This window comes from Gracilibacillus boraciitolerans JCM 21714 (assembly GCF_000521485.1).
Taxonomy (GTDB): domain Bacteria; phylum Bacillota; class Bacilli; order Bacillales; family Amphibacillaceae; genus Gracilibacillus; species Gracilibacillus boraciitolerans.
This window is the reverse complement of sequence record NZ_BAVS01000005.1, coordinates 1-17,664: the sequence shown is the minus strand read 5'-3', so window position 1 is coordinate 17,664 and position 17,664 is coordinate 1. Positions and strand designations below refer to the sequence as shown.

The following is a 17,664-nucleotide window of genomic DNA, read 5'->3' as shown; positions in this document are numbered from 1 at the left end:
TAATATATCCGTTATTTCTGATTGTTCAATGTGAATATTTGAGCATGTGTGAAATGTACATCTTGTCCTTTTGAACATAGATGCTTAAAAAATAAAAAACTTTGTAGAAATTTGCAGGATATTTTGATGCTGTGTAGAATAATATAAAATAAGAGTAAATTCTTCATGTTTCCTCATACATTCTATTTCATTCGTTTCGTTTTTGCCTTTCTCTCTTTTCTTTATTCTTTATTATAGACATAAACAGTATAGTATAGTAAGAGGAGTTTATCTTTTGCCTAGAAAGAAACGGGTTTTGTATCCTGGTGAGAGGTTTCATATTACCAGTATTGGGATTCGTCGAACGACGTTATTTCATGACGAGGAAGATAAGCTGGAATATCTCCGGTTAGTGGAAGAAGTAAAAGAACGCACCCCATTTATTCTTCAGAGCTATTGCCTCATGACGAACCACATTCATCTTTAGATCGAAGTAATCGATCACCCTACAGGGAACATCATGAAACACATCCATTCTCATTATGCCAACTATTTTAATCACAAATACCATTTTACAGGTCATGTATTTGAAAGTCGCTATGGTGCTGAGCTGCTGACAACAGTTGAATACGAATTAGAAGTAAATAAGTATATTCATTTGAATCCGATTCGTGCCAATATGGTGCAGAATTTATATGATTATAAATGGGGGGGTAGTTATTTTGATTATATCAATCTAAATCACAGTTCCCTTGTAAGTACAGGCAGAATTCTCAGCTTTTTTCCTGAATCGAAAACAGAACATGATAAGAAATTTTTGCAAATGAGCGTACAAGAGCAACGTCAATCTAACCGAATCCCTCCTTTTCGTTCGCCACATCATTCGTCTTCCTATGTTACGCTTGTTGGTGAGGGGGGGAGTAATCCCAAGCCTGGTGAAGCTTCCCTTGCTCATCATCGAGTACTGTTTCTCGATGAATTGCCTGAGTTCACCAGAAAAACATTAGATATGCTTCGTGAACCATTGGAAAGTGGTAAAGTTACTATTAGTCGAGCACAAGATACGGTAACCTATTCCTGCTCGTTTTCAACTAATTTCAGCTTTGAATCCCTGTCCATGTGGGTATCATGGAGCGAAAAATTGATATTGTACCTGTAGTCCAAAGGAAATTCAAAAGTATCAAAACGGAATTTCCGGTCCACTGCTGGATTGCTTCGATATCTTCTTCTCACATGTATTATATTATGTGTTTGTGAAAATGGTTTTACAACATCCAGAGCGATCGTGTTGCTTTTGTAAGGTGTGATAGGAGATGGTTAATGTGATGGTTTTTCCATTGATGAAACGAACCTTTGTTTGCTGCTTATCTTTTTCTATATGTGTAATGGCATGGAAGAAAAGCCAAATGCATTCAAATGCAGATGGTGATTGTGTTGGGTAAGCATAGATGCCCTTTGTTGGGTGAATAGGATGGGTGTTTTTTGTTGATATCCCAGATGATGTTGTACAGATGCTTTGCGACCATGATAAGTAGAACCATAATGTAAGCAGTTTTCTTTAATAATGTCTAATGATTTTTGGTTACTTGTGAGGGAGGTATTAACTTCGAATATGGTTGACTGACGATGTAGATCATGCATTGGGAAGAGAGCTAATGTGTTGGTGGTGATGCGATAATTAGTCTCCATCATTATCATCCAATCGGTTTTTATAATAGTTTGCTAGTTCCTTTTCATAATGTTCAAACAGTGTATCTAAGGAACAATCTAATGTTCTCGCAATGTTCGCTACCGTTATGAATGAGGTATGTGGATATTTCCCACGTTCAATTTTGCTATAATGTTCTGGATCAAGCCCTGCTGATTCCCCCCCTACGAAGTGCTGTGTCCACTTCGGGTTATCCTTTTGTAATGCCTCCCGATAATGCCTAATACAATATCCGAGAATAATACCATGAATGCTTGGTTGATTTGCCACTGTAATACCCCCCCTCATAACCCTTTGTATCTATTATCATAGAAAGGAATAAGGATGAGTACGTGCAGTGTCACGTATTGTATAGCGTGCTCAACTTCCTCATGATTCAAGGCCACTTGGTGGAGAGTTAAGCAGGTTGATGCGTGTATGAAATTTGCAACTATTAGTTCCAGGATGGGGGATATAGACTAAATTTGCGTTCACGCTCAAATTATAAATAATTAAAGCATAAAAGCCAAAAAGAGGTCAAAAAAATGAGTTATATGAGACAATTGGAGAATTTAATTGTAATTAACAATGGGATCATAGATAGTGACGAGTGAAGTGGAGAAGCAAGGTATCCCACAGCATTAGTTAACTATTCTTTCATGAGAGGGAATGTTGGATCGAGCGTCACATGGAGTTTAAGGATATAGGGGGCAGACCCCAAAAAAAAGACAATTGTTAACGTATAGAGGACAGATTGGGTAAGGAAATGGGATAAGTTACTTACTAACCCCCCCTATATCTTCACGATTGAAGTCACGAGTTTGCGCAAGCTATATAATCAGGACATCTACAAATTTATTCCTACCGTTTGCGTAATTCTCGTGTGTAAAGGAGTATAAATTGTAAAAACTTTATGTGGCCATTTGAAATGTTTTTATGTGTATGTCCAATGCTTCGGCCCATTACTTCAATTTCACCCAAGGGTAAAAGTGCAACATCTACTCAAGCAGAGCTTTCGTAGTGTATTCTATGCCGGCTGGCACGGCCTCAATTAACTTTGTAAAGTGGATTTTCGGCTCGCGCCAATTCTGAGAGTCAAAGGCCATCATTTTTGTTTTGGATTCTACGCACTCCGATACTTATGGAGATCATGAGGCACTTAAGATACTTTAATATTATTCAATCTCAAATGGTTCTGTTTCATATCTTATAAAATCTTCAGGAACACCTTGTGGTTTATCACTACTAATTGTTTCAGCAATCATTTTTCCAACATTAGGATAATAATGATGACCATCGAAATAATTTGATAAATCTTTGGTAACAGAATTCGGATACATGAAATTATAAACACCTCCAAAGACATCAATAATTTCATTTAACCAATGATAATAGTCATCCAAGTTTCCTTCTTCTGCGAGAGCATTAAACAACGGTGCAGAGATTGGTGAGGTAAAAATAATAAATTTTGTATTTGGGTTTTCACTTTTTAATTCTTCTAATACCTCTTTAAATTCTGGATTGTATTGGTAATTTTCTCCATAAAATACATTGCGAAACTTTATAATTTTTTTCTCTGTTTCGTCAATTATTGATTCTAGTTGAAAACGTTTGGCGAAAGCGGTGTTTTCACGATTGTAATTTCTGAGCTGAACGATTTTATCCGCCTTTGAAATTCGAAAATTTTTCCTCGAATATTTTAAAACATCTAAAGAAATCAAATTTTCGTAACGATAAAGAGGGTTTTCTATGTTTTCTATATATTTATCTATGTTTATATCTTCATGGCTCTCTTTGAGACTACTTTTATTAAAGTCTACACCAATGATAATTCTTTCAAAATCACTGCCTTTTTCCTCTTTTGCAAAGTCAATCATGCTCTTATATTCCTTAAAAGATAAATCACTAGCTGCAAAATTATACACATTCATATTATTGAAGTTATGTGGATTGATATAGGTAGTTCTACTACTTCCTATTAATAATGTATTATAGACAAAATCATCACTATAGTGAATCTGATTTACTTTCAACTGGCGTTCGTTAATGTTAACTTGAACATCATTATACTCGTGACTATGATTAAATGTCCACAATGGATCTATGAAATAATTGAATGCAGCTACAGGTCCTAATCCGAGTACAGTAATGATAAAAAATATAACAACAAAAGATTTAAAGGACATATTTATCCTCCTTTCTTAGAAGTTAAAGTAAATAAATTCGGTTACTTGATACAAGTGTAATGTCGAATAGATAAATAGTATCGCTGCATATAAAGAATATAACGGATTTGGTTTAAGCGAGCGAGTTATTTCAACAGAATTCTTTAAAAATATTGTGACGATAAAAGCTGCTAAAAGATACAGGATAGTTAACCACATATCTTCTGTTAGTTGATAAGTATATATTTGATTATCTAACCAATTCATATTAAATTTTGTAAGTAACTGTTGAGGCATACCAAACCCTCTGAACCCGAACATAGTTCCTAAAATACTGAGTGCTGTAGAAAAATCAGGGGATCGGAAAAATACCCTAGTGATATTAATAAAATTAAATGTAATAAACCATGCAAGAATAGCATTCATTTTAAATCCTGCTTTATACCACGCTCTATTGATGATCAAAGCAATGCCATGCATCGAGCCCCCCCATGTGATAAACGTCCATTCTGCTCCATGCCATAAGCCGCTAATAGTAAATACTAAGAACAGATTGAGATAAGTCCTTCTGTTGGAGAATCGATTGCCACCTAAAGGAATATAAATATATTTGCCTAAAAACTTTGATAAAGTAATGTGCCATCTTTGCCAGAATTCTCGAATAGTACGTGCTTTATATGGTGAGTTAAAATTAATTGGTAAATAAATATTAAATAATAGAGCTATCCCTATAGCCATATCTGTGTAGCCGCTAAAGTCAAAATATAATTGAAATGTGTAAGAAAGAGTGGTGATCCAGCTATCGAAAAAAGTTAATGAATCAGTTTGAGAAAACCCTTGATTTACCCATACAGCAAATGTATCAGCTATTGCGACTTTTTTAAATAAGCCTATTGAAAAAATAAAAAGTCCTTTTGAAATATTTTCCCAATTCATAGATTTTTTTGTCATATTCAAGTATTGTTCCATGACTTCTTTATGCTGAACGATTGGACCAGCTATTAACTGTGGAAAAAAGGATATAAAGAGTACATAATTTAAAAAACTATTTTCTTTCACTTCATTTCTATACATGTCCACTAGATATGCAATTTGCTGAAATGTGTAAAAGCTAATAGCGAGTGGAAGAATAATGTGTAATAAATTAAAATCTGTTTGAAAAACAAAGTTAATATTCTCAATAAAAAAATCGTAATATTTAAAATATCCTAATATACCAATGTTAATAATGAGTCCAATACTTAAAAATAATTTTCTTTTATCCTTTTGAACTGCTTTGCTTATGTAAATACCAATTGTATAATTTGAAATGATAGATGTAATCAGTAGAAGTACATAAATTGGATTCCACCAACCGTAAAAAACGAAACTAGCAATTACTAACCATACTTTTCCAGGAGTTGTCCAATATTTATTTAATATAAAGTACCCGATCACTACGATAGGGAGAAAAACAAATATAAATTCAAAAGAGTTAAAAAGCATCGTGACTGAATCCCCCCCCAAATTAATAAATAAAATTACTTATCATATTATACTATAAATAACTCAACTTCTATACTTAAAATAATAAATGTATTTTAAAAAGGTGATTAATAGTATGCTATACTTTTATTATGAAGCAAATTAGGAGGTAGTAACAATGACACTCAAAAAAGGTTTTATATTTTCTCTGTTCCTTTTTCTTTCCTTGTTATATTCTAGTACAGTATCTGCTCAGGAAGATATTAAAGTTATTTTAGATAATGAACAAATCCAGTTTACTGATGTGAAACCTATTATAAAAGAAGGTAGAACGCTTATTCCTGTAAGAAAGGTGTTTACAGAAGCAGGAGCTAGTGTTATTTGGCAGGAAAATATTAGAACAGTTCGAATTCATTTAGGTGAGAATACAATCGTAATGTCTATTGGAAATACGCATGTTCAAAAACAGGTTAATAATATAATCAAGTATTATCCTACAGATGTCCCGTCGCAAATTATTAATAATAGAACTTATATTCCATTGAGAGTAACTTGTGAGTTACTTGGTTATACAGTCGGATGGGATTATGCTAATAGAACCGTATCATTGTCTTCTGAAGCAGGTTTACAAATACCAGATCATTCCCAAATAGCTGATTTTGAGTTAAAGGTTTTAACTCTAGTAAATGAAGAAAGAAGCAAAAAAGGGATCTCGGAATTAAAACTCGATACAGCATTAAGTGATGTTGCAAGAGAAAAGTCTAAAGATATGTTACTTAACGGCTATTTTTCCCATACTTCTCCTACTTATGGTTCGCCTTTTGATATGATGCAGCACTTTAATATCTTATACAGATCTGCAGGAGAAAACATTGCAGCCGGACAAACAACTCCTTCCTCAGTTATGACAGCTTGGATGAATAGTGAAGGCCATCGTAAGAATATCTTACGAGAAAGCTATACGCATATTGGAATTGGCTTTGCAGAAGGAGAACAGGGATATAAGTATTATTGGACACAAATGTTTATATCAAAATAGCATTTGCAAATTAAAGGCTTAAATATATGTATTTTGATAGTTTGTAAAAAAAATGTCGAAAAATAAGTATATGTTTGCAATGAATTATCTTCTAAATAATAGTAGTAATACCAGAATAATCTAAAATCTATCATTCTAGTAAAAAAGTATGATATACTAGCATGACAACAATAGAAGGGTGTGACTTTTTTTGAAAAAAGAAAATACGTTTTTAAAAGTACTTCCGCTACTCTTTGCGATTTTTTTATTAGCCTACCCGCAAGAGAGTTCTGCGAATGAATGGGAAGACTATCAGCAAGGTGTCGAATTAATGGAAAAAGGTAAATATAACGAGGCAATTATTAAATTGGAAAGGGCAGCCAAAGTGGCGCCAAAAGCAAGTACTTATAGAAAACTTGCCATATCATATGAAAAAACAAATCAATTTCAAAAGGCTGCAGAAACATATTATCTTGAAGCAGATATTTTTCGGAATTTGGGGGGGTATTTAGATACATATAACGCAGTAAAGAGTAAAGGTGATGCATTATATACGGAAATCGATCTTTTTATAAGTGAAGAAGTGCAATTACCCAAACAGCAACTTGGTAAATATGAACCAACTAGTGGTATGTATGTGGGTGCTTACATAGAACAAGAAACTAATTCAGTAAATAAATATCGAGACTTTAATTCAGTAACAGGTAAAGATCATGCGGTATACTTTAAGTATCTTAATTATGGTTTGCCATTTCCAGCTGAATTTGCAAAGCAAGTAAAAGAAGTTGGTGGTTCGATACAAATAGCATTTGAGCCAGAAGAAGGATTAAATGCAGTTAAGGACAACGAGTATTTACGACAGTTTGCACGTGATGCAAATGATTCAGGTATCCCCGTCTTTTTACGTTATGCATCAGAAATGAATGGAGAATGGGTTCCTTGGAATGGCGATCCAGAACTTTACAAGCAAAAATTTTCACTTGTTGCTAAGGTAATGAAAGAAGAAGCTCCTAATGTTGCAATGGCATGGGTACCAAATAGTGTACCTGAAAAGAATATAGATGCCTACTATCCAGGAGATGATGTTGTTGATTGGGTAGGTATGAATCTTTATAGTGTTCCTTTTTTTAATGGAGATCCTAATAAACCAGCAGAAGATGTTAATCCACTGGATTTAGTGGATGATTTTTATCAGAAATATGCATCTAAAAAACCGATGATGATCGGAGAATATGCTGCCAGTCATTTTAGTTCAGTAGGTAATACCGATGTTACAAAATTTGGTACAACAAAACTCTTAATGTTTTACCATGGGTTGCAAATGAAGTATCCGAATATTAAAGCGGTCCACTGGTTTAACGTGGATACGATAAATGGTAACAATATTAATCATGGTAGAAGGTTAAATAATTTTAATTTATTGAGAAATAATCAAATGTTATCTGCATATAAAAAAATGCTTAAGCAACCTTATTTCCTTTCAGAAGTGGTTAATGGACCAAACGTTGATGGAGAAGATGCTCTCTTAAATACATCCAGTTTACTTCAAGGTAGTTCGTTGTTTCATTCCGTAAATGGATTAGGATTTATAAAAACATATGATCCATATATTAATAAAGTTGTTTATGAGCTGAATGGCAAGCTACTTTCTGAAAGTAAACAATATCCTTTCGAGTTTTACTTAGATCACGCTAAACTTCAAAAAGGAACAAATAAATTAGTTGTGACTGCTTATGATTCAAAAGGAAAGGCAGCTGGTAAAAAGGCTGTTTCATTTAAGAAAGGACCTGATATAATAAAGGCAAATAAAAATACATTAAATCTATTTATTGATGAAAAAACAGTCTTTAATGAAAAAGGATCCTTACAATTATTAGCACCAGTTTCGTTTAAAGAAGGACGTTCATTTGTTCCGCTTCGTTTTATTAGTGAAACACTTGGTGCTAAAGTTGGATGGAATGAGAAGACAAAACAAATTACTATAAGTAACGGTGAAGATTCACTTGTTTAAATGAAGGTATAAAAAAAGTTAAAGTGAATAATAGATATCAAACAATTGATGCTGCACCTGAAATTCGAAATGGTACAACATTTATTCCAATTCGTTTTGTAACAGAGAATCTTGGTGCGCAGGTTAACTATTATGAAGCTACTAAAGAAATTGAAATCATATTTTAAAAAATTTCTCTATAAAAGTAAGTAATATAAAGGGAACTAGGTGTAGATTAAATAACGTTGGTGAGTGAAAACTCGCTAACGTTATTTTTCTATATAAATAAAAAAACAAGTCAGCTCCGCTGCAGAATAGTAGTAGTTATAAACCAAATTCTGGATATGGTACTTACTTGTCTATATTAAATGATATAAAATCATTACATTTGTAGAAAATAGTGTCAGTTATGAGTCATACAAAGAGAGGATATGTAAATTTGTGCAAGTCAACTTACATATGAACCAACCTATTTTCCGAAATGTGGCAAGAAGAAAGAGGCTGTCCTTATCAATAAAAACTGGACGCAAACATCACGTATAACCACTTCGATCACAGGAACGCATAAAAAAATGCGGTCAGTGATATGATCCCCAATAAGAATTTATTCTTTTTTTAATTTCAAAAGGACAATATTTGAAACAAACCGAATGATTAAAACTCCGATTAAAATAGCAATACCATTAATATAATAGCGACATTTATTCCAAAAGGATTAAACCAAGAATCATTTGGTGGAATTATAAACTGTGTACCCAAAACCACTGATATAAATATATTGATGATGCTAATTAGAACAATAAAAAGAAATTCAATTTTTGCTGATAATAGACCTGCCAAAATAACATATAACAATGTCTCTATAAACAAGAAAGAAGCTCTATTTGGAAATTGAAAAATTTCATAGTAGTGAATCAAAAAAGGTACAGGAATTAACGAAACTGCCAACCATATAATTTTCAAAAAATCTCATCCTCTTTGCGATTCAGCAAATACATATTCCATTTTCTGTATTCACAAGTTAAATATACCATAAAACCGTAGTGATTTGCGTAACTAAAAAAACTTCTGCCATGTTAGTTTTAAATTTTTATACAATAAGTAATTGAGGTCGTGCCTGGCGACTTAGATACACTACGAAAGCTCTGCTAGAGTTGATGTTGCACTTGTATGATTGAATGAAAGCGAAGTAATGAGCTTGAGCATTAGACATTCACATAAAAACATTTCAAATGACCACATAGAGTTTTTACTCTTTATACTCCTTAATATAAGCGAATCTTAACTTCCCTTGATATAAATGGCAACCGGCATACTAGAATCACCAGCGTGCATTAGTACTATACTAATGGTCTCATTTGTTCCAGTAAAAGTATAATCTAGGAGTTCTACATATTCCACTCCTGATTTAATAATCAAATCCGTGCTTTCTGATTTTTCCAATTTGTCATTTAAAACTCGATCAGCAATTGGTAGACCGATATCGTAATCAATGCGACTATCTTCACATGTTTTATGAAAGCTGTTTGATTGGGTTATTTGAATACTATTTATCCGAGACTTATTCTGAATCGTAATACCAATGGTGACTTTCGAACTTAGTTTATTGAAATGCCATTCAAAAAACCGGTGTTCATTTGGGCTGGATGATGTGATCTTATGCTCAGCAAGAGTCGAAGTCTGATTTGGGATAAGTTTAGAAGTTAGTATTTCTGGATTGTCACTTAATTAATAGATCCCGAGTCCCCTATAAACGAACTTCTGGAACAAAATCTGGTCTTGCTGTAGATCCTTCATATTTACTAATAAAGTTACTAACAAACATATAATCATCTAGGTAAATAGACAGTTCATTAGTGCCAATTCACAAAAATACTAAGCATATTAAACTGTATTAACATGAAATTTATGGAAAATAATAGCATTTATTAATCAAATCCTACTAATAACAGTAAAGTGTATAAATATATTTGGCCTAATCGAAAACCGATAATTATATACAGAAATTATCACATATAAATAGTATGCTATGTCATAGGATGGTGAGAAAAAGCAGTTTTCATTAGATGAAAATCTTGAAAAACAGTACGAAAATAAGATTTTCATCGTGTTTGAAAGAAGTATCGACAGGTGATTTGGAAGAGTGTTTTGCTTATGATGAACTTACCGCGGAATCACTGTTAAGTACTTAACCAAATAGGGGGGGTTAAATCAATGGAAGAGTTTGCGTCTATATTAAAAGAACATGAAAAGATGATTTTTCATTTGATCAACAAATACCAAATTCAAGATATCGAAGGTGAATTTTATCAGGAAGGAATGATCGCGGTCTGGCATGCGCTTCAAACGTATGATCAGACTAAGTCGAAATTATCAACCTATGTTTATTACTGTATTACCAGGCGGTTCCTCAATAAAATAAAAAAAGAAAATAGTGAAAGAGAGAAGTTTCAGATTTGGTTTGATCAAGTCACCATGGAGGATATTCAGATAGAAGACCAATTAGACGTAGATAGCCAGCTATTAATCGACATTCAAAATATTCTTTCCCTAAAACAGTGGCAATGGTTTGTGCTATTTATTCTGCGCGATCGACCAGTAAAGGAAATCGCCGACAACTTTGATGTTACAGAAAATGCAGTGAAAAATTGGGGGAAACAGGCAAGGCCGAAAATTAAGCTGCTTTTGGTAGAGAAGGAATATCTTTAGAGCTGCTAAATAGTGTCTTGCAAACAATTTAATATAATATTGATTTCAAGATGGTGCAACTGTTGCAGTTTTCAAAAACAAAAATAAGCCTTACGATAATGTTTCGTAAGGCTTATCAAGGATTACTGATTTAACTTAATTTAGCTGATCGCACACAAATCTATGCTTAGAGTTTTTTATTAATAGCATCAACCAGCTGTTTTGCGCCTTCCGGACTTAATACAATTTGACCATTTGCTAATACCAAATTGTCATCACGAACTTCTCCGGTAATCATACATTCATTAGGTGATGAATATTTTTGCAAGATGATCTGTTCCCCATTCACAAAAATCTCTACCGGATCTTTTTCATCTAAACCCAGTGAACGCCTTACTTCTTTTGGAATAACAATTCTTCCTAAATTGTCTAACTTTCTTACAATACCAGTACTTTTCATGATTTCACTACCTCTACATTCTTAATTTTTATTTTATCATCACATGTTTTTATTTTAAAGTCAAAAGAATGAAATGTGGAAGAAATAAAGAAAGACAATGAAGGAGGATTAATATAATTAAATCTCCTTCATTCCTTTATATTATAGACTAATCTCTAAAATCTGGTTCCATTGCACGTGCCATAAATACTGCAAACTGTTCTCTAGTCACGGTGTTGCGTGGACCGAACTTGGTTCCAGCCTCATTTATACCTTCCGTAATTCCTGCATTGTACAGACGAGTCACAGAATCTCTATACCATTCAGCAGTAAGATCTGTAAAAGGAGTTGCCGACGTTGACTCTGGGAATTCATAAAGCCTTTGTAAAACAACCGCCATTTCTGCTCGTGTCATTGTTTTATTTGGTTTAAACTCATTGTTACCAGTACCTGCAAATAATCCTTCATCTACAGCCGCAGCAATTTGTTTATAGTATTTATAATCCTTTGAAACATCAGAAAAATCAGGATCAGGTCGATTTTCTAATGATGTATTGTTAGCACGGGTAATTAATAAAACCACTTGCCAGCGAGGAATATCCATGTTCATACCAAATTTATTATTACCAACTCCATTTAGAATGTCACGATCCGCTAAATAATATATCTTCTCTTCGGCATAATGATCTTGAGGCACATCACTAAATCGATAATCTAAATAGCTGGATGCTATAAATCCTGTTGTTCCATTATTTCGTTTAATCGGGTACCAAACGAAGTGGTTTTCACTTTTACTGTTCGTGTCATATTGGAAAGGACCTGTGATCTCAACAATGTCACCTTTATTTAAAGTAGTAATACTAGCACTTGCAGTTGTGGGAGATTTTCTTAGATTTACATCTGTTTTGGCTCCAACTTTTTGACCTTTATTAAAGTAGTGTTTTGATCTGGTTAGTGGTAACTGAAAATCATAGTGCATGGTGGTGAACTCAATATTCTCTGTGCTGCCACTGTCATATTCAAAGTCATCCACAGAAAAAGGTAAATCAGAAATAGTCATTAAATTATTTTTTTCCGCTATAGCTAATACTTTCTCCTGATAAGCTCCAGAATTACGATTGCCGGTTGCTTTAATAATTGGACTATTAGTAGGTTTAATGCCGTTATAAGCCATAATCGCAAAATACCAATCCTCTATAATTTCCCGATTGCCGTCATTAATAGTTGGCAAATCATTTCTTTCAAACATACTATCTATTATTTCAACACCTGCTGTAATATTATACACGATATCTGTCTTAAGCTTAGTTTGATCATATTTTCCTTTATTTGTAATTTGCATGATACCAATACCACCATCTGGAGAAATTAATGGCTCACCCACATCATTATATTGTTGCCAGCCACTTTCGCTCTCAGCTATAGCTTTTACAATTTCAGGAGGTATATCATAACTAAGTGCCACCTCAGTTAGTAAACAATTAATAGTTTGTAAGCTTGGATTTTCACCTTTATCTACATTATGGTTACAGGTATCTCTTATCTCGGGCGTTGCCTGAACGACTAAACCATAAGAAAAAACACCAACAAAAAATAGAGAAATAAACGTCATTATAAATTTACTCATATAAAGAGAAACTCCTTTTCGGTATTAGATTAATAGATTTGATTCATTAAATATTATAAAGGATATAAGCAAATTAATAAACCAATTTTAGTAAAATATGGTGCATAGTTCGATAAATAACACATATGTATGACAAAGGAGGAGATGAATTTAGTAGAATAATGTATGTTTGTCGAATATGAGATGACAGATGGTCCTGTTTCTATTACAATAAATAGGTATAAATTTAAAATATAGGGATGGAAATATATGCATTATAGCTATTTACTCGGACTTATTAAAGCTCCAAATGATCAATTATATCGAATAGAACGTAAGGATGTAATCGAAAGACAATGGAAGATTCAATTACTGTTAGTCATTATGACTGTCTTGATATACGTGTTAATGTCAGTCTTAGGTATGGGATCGCATTTTCATTCCCATCATATTACGGATCTAAGCATGTCCCAATATACCATCGAACAGCTATGGTTTATCAATGGACGAATGGTATATGCATTAATTATAGCCTTAGGGATTTTGTTCATCATCACTTACTATTTTCATTTACTGACAGAAATTCCTTATCGTAAACTAATGGTAATGCAGCAAGTGGTTTTAGTGGCAATGCTCTGTGAACGATTGCTATGGATCCCGGCCTTTGTATTTTTAGGATTAGACTGGAATGTTTCGCCATTGTCATTCGGAATTATTGCTTCCTATTTTACGGATAGGCCTTGGATTATTAATTTTTTTGGCTCCATTACAATTTTTCAACTATGGATTATATTTTTTCAAGTGAAATATATGAAGAAACTGTCCATACTTAAAACATATAAAATTTGGCTGATCGTACTTAATTTATATATTTTCCTCGATGTGATGGCAGCATTTATAACTTATTTGGGTAGTATTTTGCAACAAGGATGGATGTAATATGAAAAGAAAATGGGTAATAACAGGGATTGGAGTCTTTATTGCAATCAATTTTTCGCTGCTGTATGCAGATGACAGCAAAAAAATTGAGCGATTTTCATTAGTGAACGAATGGTCAACATCGGAAACGAAAGATATGGAGAATATTCTGAGCCAAGAGGGAATTGTTATGGCAGATGAACAATATGTTTATCTTGATGAAAATGTCGGATCCTTTAAGGAATTTTTAGTTGATAAAGGTTATAAGGTATCTGTCTCAGATCCATTATATTCGTTTCAAGTAAAGGATTACGATGAAACACGCAGATCAATAAATCGCAAATTAACTGTCTTAACCGAAGAGATCACTAGTTTAGAATCTGTAATTAACCAAATACAAAACTATCAAATTCCGACTAATGAAAGTAATGATTCTTCCTTTACGGTTAATGATGGGGAGTACAAAATTGATATTTCAGAAGACGACCAGCAGTATATCGAATCAGAATTGCAAAAGCAACAATTTGTATTAGAAAAACAAACCGAACTTGAGGGAAAAAGGACACAACTGAAGAGTTTAGAAAATCAGTTAAATCAGCTGGAGACAACAGGTCATACGGTAACTGTAACAAGTCCATATCAAGGAATAGTAAGGGATGTATCAGTAAATCTAAATGATCCGCTTGTTACTATTTTAAGTAATAATAAATTTATATCTGCTGAACTGGACGAAACGGAACAATCTATAGTATCAGAAGGAATGAAAGTGAGAATAGAGGAAGAATGGCAGGGTGTTGTTGAAGAAGTTCATCAAATTCCAGAGAGAATAGAATTAGGAGATCTGAGTATTTTTCCATTAGATGTAGCGTTTGAAGATACAGAAACGAATGAATTTGTGATAGGGAAGCACCTGGATCTTGAGATCATACTAGATAAATCAGAGCAAGCTCAAGCGGTTAAGGAAGAATATATCGATAAAACGAACTTATGGCTTGTTACAGAAGATGGTTATTTAGAGCAAATTAAAGTGGAACCAGGCATCTATATGTCAGGCTGGATCGAACTATTAAATAATCTCGAACCGAATACAACGATTGCTTATGATCCCTTCGAACGATTCAGGAATCATACAAAAGTAACCAATCCATTAAAACTAAACAAAATCAACTGGAAATGGGAAACCAACACAGCAAAAAGAACTCTCATGCTAAAAGGCATCATCTTACGCTAAATGGGACATGGGGGGGAAAGGTTCTGTATCCCATTCTATATTTGAACTAATGTATTTGTTTATTTTTAATTTATTTTATAGTAGTATTAACACTGAATTTAAAAAATTGAGGGGGAGAAATTGTTTGAAAAACAGAAAAATATTAATGATATTAGTAATTACTTTTATGTTGCTAATATTAGGTGTAGGGTTGTTTTTTCTAATTAAAGGAGATAATTATGATTTAAAAAATATTTCTGTAATTGATTCAGATGCAAAAGATTTTTCTGAGGATATTGTATTTGATGGAAATCATTATAAAATAAGTGATCCTATTTTTGAAGAAGAAAATAATCTCTTTATTTCTTTGAATGATCTGAAGGAAGTTATTCCTATTGAAATCACAGAGAATAATAATGAAATGAAAATTTCACATAATGGAGAAAGCATTTTATATAATGATAAAGTTATACAAAATAGTAATGCTAATGAAAATGAAGTACAGCAGTACCGAATTAAAAATGAAATTATTTATATTCCAGAACGACATATTGAAAAATACTTAGGGGTAGAAGTAACTTATTTTTACGATTCTAAAACTAAAACTGTTGCATTAACAAGTCGAAAAGAACAACAATTAGAAAAAATAGATCAACAATTAGGATCTACTATATTTATTGAAAAAAATAATGTGCAAACAGAAAAATTTGAGCCTAGGAATGGTTTATATTTGGGTGGATATGTCATTCAAGATGAGTATATAAATGCTAGCATGAATACATTTAATGAAATCACAAATAAACAACATGCTTCATACTTCAGATATGTAGGTTATGGAAAGCCTTTTCCTGAAGAATGGGTAGAAAATGTTAAGTCTGTAGGAGGTTTCCCTCAAATCGCTTGGGAACCTAATAATGGACTAGACGAGGTAATAGATGATGATTATCTAAGAGAATTTGCGAAAAGTGCAAAAGAAGCAGGAGTGCCAATCTTACTTCGTTATGCGAGTGAAATGAATGGCACCTGGTTGAATATTCAGGAGACCCAGAGCAGTATATAGAAAAATGGAAACTAATTCATGATGTTATGGAAGAAGAGGCTCCAAATGTGATGATGTTATGGAATGTGTTTACAATGCCAGAAGGGACGATTGATGAATACTATCCAGGTGACGAATATGTAGATTATGTCGGCGTAAATATTTATAACGTCGTCTATCATAATGATAAATTAAATAATCGTTCAGATTTTGAAGATCCTTTACGGTTACTGGACTATGTTTATAATAAATACAGTCATAAAAAACCGATTGTAATAGGTGAATTCGGAGCAACTAATTATACAGTTACAGATGGTTTATATCATGTTGAATTTGCTAGAGAAAAAATCAGAAGAATGTATAAATATCTGCCGATACTATACCCAAGGGTTAAATTTATTTATTATTTTGATGTTAATAATCTTGTCAATGCTCCAGAAGGTAGAAAGATAAATAATTATGCTATTACTGAAAATCCTATAATAACCAATGCTTATAAGGAGTATGTTACAAATAATAATGAATATTTATCTTCTTATGTTGAAGCATCTTCTTCTGCAAATGAAACATTTTCATATCGTGATTTCATGTTTTATTTTAATGGTGAATTGTATGTAGATCATACATTTTTTAGTGATTATCTTGATATGAAATTAGATGAAAATAGAAATACATTCGAAATAACTTCTAACGATCAAACATATGAGTTATTAGTGAAAACCATTCAATCGATAAGGCAGCGTTTTTCGAAAAGAGAGATTTAACAGGGCTACCAATCATTGAAGTATTAGATCAATTTGAATTCGAATATGAATTAAAACAAGGAGATATTCATATAAATATTAATTAAAAAAGTCCTTTAAAAAGTTAATTAAATTAACTTTTAAAGGACTTTTTTGTTGTCTAGGAAATTATAGAATGAAGTCCTGTGGATAAAGTAAACGCGAATAGCCACGTCCAGCTCCGAGCGCCAAAAACTAGGCGACTTCACGAATCATCCTACGATAAGTCATCATCGGTTCGCAAGCTCTCCGTGATTCCTTTATCTCAGTTGATTCGCTCCAGTCGCTACGTTTCTAAGAGGACGCTCTGCGCTTTTTTTCATAAGGTAGGAAAGTATATAATCGTTGGTATTACAGCATTTTGGTATCCGATTCCCGCTTTAAATGTGATATAAATGAAGATGTAGTAGACTGGTTATATTATTTATTATGAGAGTAATCGTGTGCAAGGAAATCGCTTCGGCTGCCCACTTCCCTTTCCGTGTCTTCAGCTAACTTTTTCGAGCACAAACCGCTCAAAAGTTAGCTGAAGACACGCCCCCCCTTGGAAAGCGAAGTGGGCAAGCCGTAGCGGTGATATTACGGTTCATATAATTCAGAATCCTTACATAATAGTTAGAGCACAGTATCTGTGTTAATAATATGGACCGGGTGGGTTTCCCCCCCGGTTTTTCTTATT

At 33.1% G+C, this 17,664-nt stretch carries 16 protein-coding genes and 2 pseudogenes; 10 read left to right on the top strand and 8 right to left on the bottom strand.

Annotated elements, in window-relative coordinates; genetic code table 11:
* Positions 1-274 precede the first annotated feature (274 nt).
* Both JCM21714_RS20055 and JCM21714_RS23790 read left to right on the top strand, forming a co-directional pair.
* The gene (locus JCM21714_RS20055) at positions 275-466 is read left to right on the top strand and encodes a transposase (protein ID WP_052000403.1); all 192 of its coding nucleotides are present in this window, start codon (positions 275-277) and stop codon (positions 464-466) included.
* Between the two features lie 369 nt (positions 467-835).
* Positions 836-1,211: pseudogene (locus tag JCM21714_RS23790) on the top strand (ATP-binding protein); the annotation flags it as partial.
* 11 nt (positions 1,212-1,222) lie between these two features.
* On the opposite strand, the pseudogene JCM21714_RS05340 reads toward JCM21714_RS23790, so the two are convergent.
* The 4 genes and pseudogenes from JCM21714_RS05340 to JCM21714_RS05325 all read right to left on the bottom strand — a co-directional run bounded on the left by JCM21714_RS05340 (position 1,223) and on the right by JCM21714_RS05325 (position 5,316).
* Positions 1,223-1,620: pseudogene (locus JCM21714_RS05340) on the bottom strand (competence protein ComK).
* Positions 1,621-1,657: 37 nt separating this feature from the next.
* Positions 1,658-1,957 carry a helix-turn-helix domain-containing protein gene (locus JCM21714_RS05335; RefSeq protein ID WP_035722436.1) on the bottom strand — a complete coding sequence of 100 codons (300 nt, stop codon included), beginning with the start codon at positions 1,955-1,957 and terminating at the stop codon, positions 1,658-1,660.
* An 884-nt stretch (positions 1,958-2,841) separates the two neighbouring features.
* On the bottom strand, positions 2,842-3,852 hold the full coding sequence (locus JCM21714_RS05330; protein WP_052000401.1) for a hypothetical protein: 1,011 nt from the start codon (positions 3,850-3,852) through the stop codon (positions 2,842-2,844).
* A 15-nt stretch (positions 3,853-3,867) separates the two neighbouring features.
* On the bottom strand, positions 3,868-5,316 hold the full coding sequence (locus tag JCM21714_RS05325) for an MBOAT family O-acyltransferase (RefSeq protein ID WP_035722433.1): 1,449 nt from the start codon (positions 5,314-5,316) through the stop codon (positions 3,868-3,870).
* A gap of 157 nt (positions 5,317-5,473) precedes the next feature.
* Between JCM21714_RS05325 and JCM21714_RS20995 the strand changes: the two genes are divergently transcribed.
* The 3 genes from JCM21714_RS20995 to JCM21714_RS19085 all read left to right on the top strand — a co-directional run bounded on the left by JCM21714_RS20995 (position 5,474) and on the right by JCM21714_RS19085 (position 8,491).
* Positions 5,474-6,334, top strand: coding sequence for a stalk domain-containing protein (locus JCM21714_RS20995; RefSeq protein ID WP_052000400.1), 861 nt, complete (start codon positions 5,474-5,476; stop codon positions 6,332-6,334).
* Between the two features lie 190 nt (positions 6,335-6,524).
* Positions 6,525-8,324: a stalk domain-containing protein gene (locus tag JCM21714_RS05315; protein ID WP_052000399.1), complete on the top strand. Its 1,800-nt coding sequence runs from the start codon at positions 6,525-6,527 to the stop codon at positions 8,322-8,324.
* 23 nt (positions 8,325-8,347) lie between these two features.
* Positions 8,348-8,491: a stalk domain-containing protein gene (locus JCM21714_RS19085; RefSeq protein ID WP_158413469.1), complete on the top strand. Its 144-nt coding sequence runs from the start codon at positions 8,348-8,350 to the stop codon at positions 8,489-8,491.
* A 478-nt stretch (positions 8,492-8,969) separates the two neighbouring features.
* Here JCM21714_RS19085 and JCM21714_RS05310 read toward each other — a convergent pair whose 3' ends face one another.
* A complete protein-coding gene (locus JCM21714_RS05310; protein WP_035722431.1) occupies positions 8,970-9,266 on the bottom strand; it encodes a hypothetical protein in 297 nt (98 codons plus the stop codon).
* Positions 9,267-9,584: 318 nt separating this feature from the next.
* The gene (locus JCM21714_RS20050) at positions 9,585-9,746 is read right to left on the bottom strand and encodes a hypothetical protein (protein WP_158413468.1); all 162 of its coding nucleotides are present in this window, start codon (positions 9,744-9,746) and stop codon (positions 9,585-9,587) included.
* A 771-nt stretch (positions 9,747-10,517) separates the two neighbouring features.
* On the opposite strand from JCM21714_RS20050, the gene JCM21714_RS05305 reads away from it, so the two are divergent.
* Positions 10,518-11,012, top strand: a complete 495-nt coding sequence (locus JCM21714_RS05305; protein WP_035722428.1) for a sigma-70 family RNA polymerase sigma factor — start codon at positions 10,518-10,520, stop codon at positions 11,010-11,012.
* Positions 11,013-11,178: 166 nt separating this feature from the next.
* Here the strand turns inward: JCM21714_RS05305 and JCM21714_RS05300 are convergent, their stop codons facing one another.
* Together JCM21714_RS05300 and JCM21714_RS18090 are read right to left on the bottom strand one after the other, a co-directional pair.
* Positions 11,179-11,451 carry an AbrB/MazE/SpoVT family DNA-binding domain-containing protein gene (locus tag JCM21714_RS05300; RefSeq protein WP_035722425.1) on the bottom strand — a complete coding sequence of 91 codons (273 nt, stop codon included), beginning with the start codon at positions 11,449-11,451 and terminating at the stop codon, positions 11,179-11,181.
* Between the two features lie 148 nt (positions 11,452-11,599).
* Positions 11,600-13,057 (bottom strand): S-layer homology domain-containing protein, encoded by a 1,458-nt coding sequence (locus JCM21714_RS18090; RefSeq protein ID WP_052000398.1) that lies wholly within the window; start codon positions 13,055-13,057, stop codon positions 11,600-11,602.
* A gap of 249 nt (positions 13,058-13,306) precedes the next feature.
* Here JCM21714_RS18090 and JCM21714_RS05290 point away from each other — a divergent pair, with 249 nt between their 5' ends.
* Genes JCM21714_RS05290 through JCM21714_RS20475 form a run of 4 tightly spaced genes read left to right on the top strand, consistent with a single transcriptional unit; the run spans position 13,307 to position 16,967 of the window.
* Positions 13,307-13,975 carry a hypothetical protein gene (locus tag JCM21714_RS05290; RefSeq protein WP_035722422.1) on the top strand — a complete coding sequence of 223 codons (669 nt, stop codon included), beginning with the start codon at positions 13,307-13,309 and terminating at the stop codon, positions 13,973-13,975.
* A 1-nt stretch (position 13,976) separates the two neighbouring features.
* Positions 13,977-15,185 (top strand): efflux RND transporter periplasmic adaptor subunit, encoded by a 1,209-nt coding sequence (locus JCM21714_RS05285; RefSeq protein ID WP_035722419.1) that lies wholly within the window; start codon positions 13,977-13,979, stop codon positions 15,183-15,185.
* Positions 15,186-15,192: 7 nt separating this feature from the next.
* Positions 15,193-16,224 (top strand): glycoside hydrolase family 26 protein, encoded by a 1,032-nt coding sequence (locus JCM21714_RS20480; protein ID WP_235182635.1) that lies wholly within the window; start codon positions 15,193-15,195, stop codon positions 16,222-16,224.
* A gap of 26 nt (positions 16,225-16,250) precedes the next feature.
* Positions 16,251-16,967 carry a glycoside hydrolase family 26 protein gene (locus JCM21714_RS20475; RefSeq protein WP_052000396.1) on the top strand — a complete coding sequence of 239 codons (717 nt, stop codon included), beginning with the start codon at positions 16,251-16,253 and terminating at the stop codon, positions 16,965-16,967.
* The last annotated feature ends 697 nt before the right edge of the window (positions 16,968-17,664 follow it).